The sequence below is a fragment of the Microseira sp. BLCC-F43 genome (genome assembly GCF_041929235.1).
Taxonomy (GTDB): Bacteria; Cyanobacteriota; Cyanobacteriia; order Cyanobacteriales; family Aerosakkonemataceae; genus Microseira.
Genome location: NZ_JBHFNP010000215.1, coordinates 1 through 2750 on the forward strand (window position 1 = coordinate 1; position 2750 = coordinate 2750).

Annotated in this window: 1 protein-coding gene and 1 pseudogene; both read left to right on the forward strand. The window is 45.2% G+C overall.

The annotated features are described in order from the left end of the window. The first annotated feature begins 159 nt into the window (after positions 1-159). Positions 160-1134 (forward strand): RNA-guided endonuclease InsQ/TnpB family protein, encoded by a 975-nt coding sequence (locus ACE1CM_RS29195; RefSeq protein ID WP_374882362.1) that lies wholly within the window; start codon positions 160-162, stop codon positions 1132-1134. Positions 1135-1796: 662 nt separating this feature from the next. Continuing rightward, positions 1797-2750, forward strand: a pseudogene (locus ACE1CM_RS29200) (reverse transcriptase N-terminal domain-containing protein); the annotation flags it as partial.

Genomic DNA, 2750 nt, shown 5'->3' on the forward strand with positions numbered 1-2750 from the left:
GGTTGGATTCATTTAGGATTTACTCTAGACAAAAATAGCACAGCTACAAACAGGTGAGATTCGTTGACAGCTTACGTCTACAAGCTAAGACCAAAAGCATCCCAATCAAGCAGTATGGGCAGTTGGGTCAATATGCTTTGCCGCCACTATAACTGATGCTTGAACGACAGGATAGTCCAATACAGTCAACAGTTTATCCTGGGCGATTACTGCGATATTAAAACTAGGGTTCTTGCTTGTCCGTTGACGTGCTTTGTCAGCAAGAATGGTGCTTCTCTTGCACCTGGGAAAGATACCTTGGTAGATCAGGAAGGAAACGCCAAAAATCCTCGCCGCAGTGCCGGCGATATTCAGATTACGGCGCTGCCACAATTAAAACTAGCTAGACCTTGGTATGGTGAGATTGATTCAACCGTATTGCAGCAGAATGTAAAGCGGTTAGATGTTGCCTATAAGAACTTTTTTGAAGGCCAAGGTTTTCCGAAATTCAAAACTCGTAGCAATTTTACCTCATTCACATATGCCACAGGCGTGAAAATTAAAGCGAGTAATGTTTACTTCCCCAAATTAGGTTGGATGCGTTTTCATAACTCTCGACCCGTACCTGACGGCTTCACAATCAAATCCGTTACTGTCCGGCAACGCCAAGATGGTTGGTATATTTCGGTCAGAATTGAGGATAAAACCATACCCGATTACGCAGCCAAGCCTCTAGGGGAAGTAAAATCGCTCCTCGGTGGCGATTTGGGCATCACCAAGTTAGTACATCTTTCAGTGATCAATTTGAAAATCCCAAGTTTGCTACCAGAAAAAAGACAAAACATCTCCTTAAAGTTAGACAACGCCGAGTCAGTCGCTTGCGTTAAAGGCAGCAAAAAACGTAAAAAAGCGGACAAAAAAGTGGGGCGCTTGCATAAAAAGATTGCCGACAAGAGACAGGCTCGCTCAGTGGTGGGTGGCGAAGACTATTACCTCTCGACGAGTAGATGCCATCGCGATAGAAGATTTAAACGCCGCGGGAATGTTGCGCCGATGCCAAGTCAAAAAGGACGATACAAGTGGGAGGTTTTTACCAAATGGACAATCAAGGAAAAGGGGATTAAACCGCGCTATAAGCGATGCCGCATCGAATGAATTGATCTTAAAGAGCGAGTATCTAGCTGCAAAGCAAGGAGTGCGATTCGTTTAGTCGAAATGAATAGCAATATTCAAGGATGACTAACTTCTCTAGAGTAACCAAAAGGTTGAGGAAGCACTTGAATCCTCTAGAGAGGATAACTGAGACACCATGTAGGTGAGGAAAAGTACCCTAGAAATTCCCAGTCCTATCCCTCTGGTGCAGAGGTGAAAGCGCATCCCCCACTTGGGAGAATGGCGATCAAACGAGTGAAGCACCGGATGAACGGCGGTAATCTAGAGCCGTACTGGAAATCCCGTCTAGCAAGAACCCACGAGTAACTACAACGTGAAGTTACGACCGAACCATCGAGATCGCAAATGGGCGAAGACGGCTATCAGCCCAAGCCAAAAGGCACGGATACGGCGTTGGCAATTTCCTGGTTGACCAACTTGCACCGCCAAGAAACCCGGTGGATAGTAACACTCTAAAGGTTCCCAATAATGGTGTCTTGGAACGAAATAACCCTACAAATGCCCAAGGGGAGGTCGATACCCAAGACGGTAACCAGCCGAATGCAATTGTAGCGAGGGATTGGGTAAGAAGCTTTCGCCCTTTGGAAACAAAAGGATACGCTGACGTACCCACGGTGAAATGGATCGTATAGCGGTAAGTAGCAATGGAAAAGGCTAAAACCAAACTGAAGTTTAGGGTGGCATGGAAACAAGACATACCTATCTGTTTAGGAACAAAACCTGACTATCAATCGCGGGAATTACCCTGGAAACAGATAGAGAAAGATGTTTACAAGTTGCAAAAGCGGATATACCGAGCCTCGTTTCGTGGTGATGTCAAAGTAGTCCGAAAGCTGCAAAAAATCCTCATCAGGTCGTGGAGTGCCAGATGCTTAGCAGTGCGCCGAGTCACACAGGACAACCAAGGCAAGAAAACAGCCGGAATTGACGGGATTAAATCCTTAAAACCGGAAGCCAGACTAAAACTGGTTGACGATCTGAAGCTAAAAGGGAAAACGAAACCTACCCGTAGGGTTTGGATTCCAAAACCTGGAAGCGAAGAAAAAAGACCCCTAGGCATACCAACGATGTACGACAGGGCATTACAAGCACTATCAAAACTAGCACTCGAACCGGAATGGGAAGCGCGTTTCGAGGTTAATTCTTACGGATTTAGACCCGGACGCTCATGTCATGATGCAATCGAAGCAATATACAACGCAATTAGGCAAAAAGCCAAATATGTGCTATATGCCGAGCTAGCAAAATGTTTCGATAAAATCAACCATGAAGCACTTTTGGCGAAAATAAATCCTGGTTAAACGCAGGTGTAATCGATGGGAAAAACCTATTTCCAACTTCAGAGGGTACGCCACAGGGCGCGGTGATATCGCCGCTACTAGCTAATATTGCCCTAAATGGAATGGAAATAAGACTCATGGAATTTGCCAAAACACTAGACATCCCAAATCCAAAACGAAATCAAGTGAGTTGGCAAACCAAGGTAAAGTCGCTGAGTTTCATAAGATACGCAGACGACTTTGTAGTCATACACGAAGATATAAACGTGGTGACTCAATGCCAAAAGATAATATCCGAATGGCTCAAAGGAATGGGAC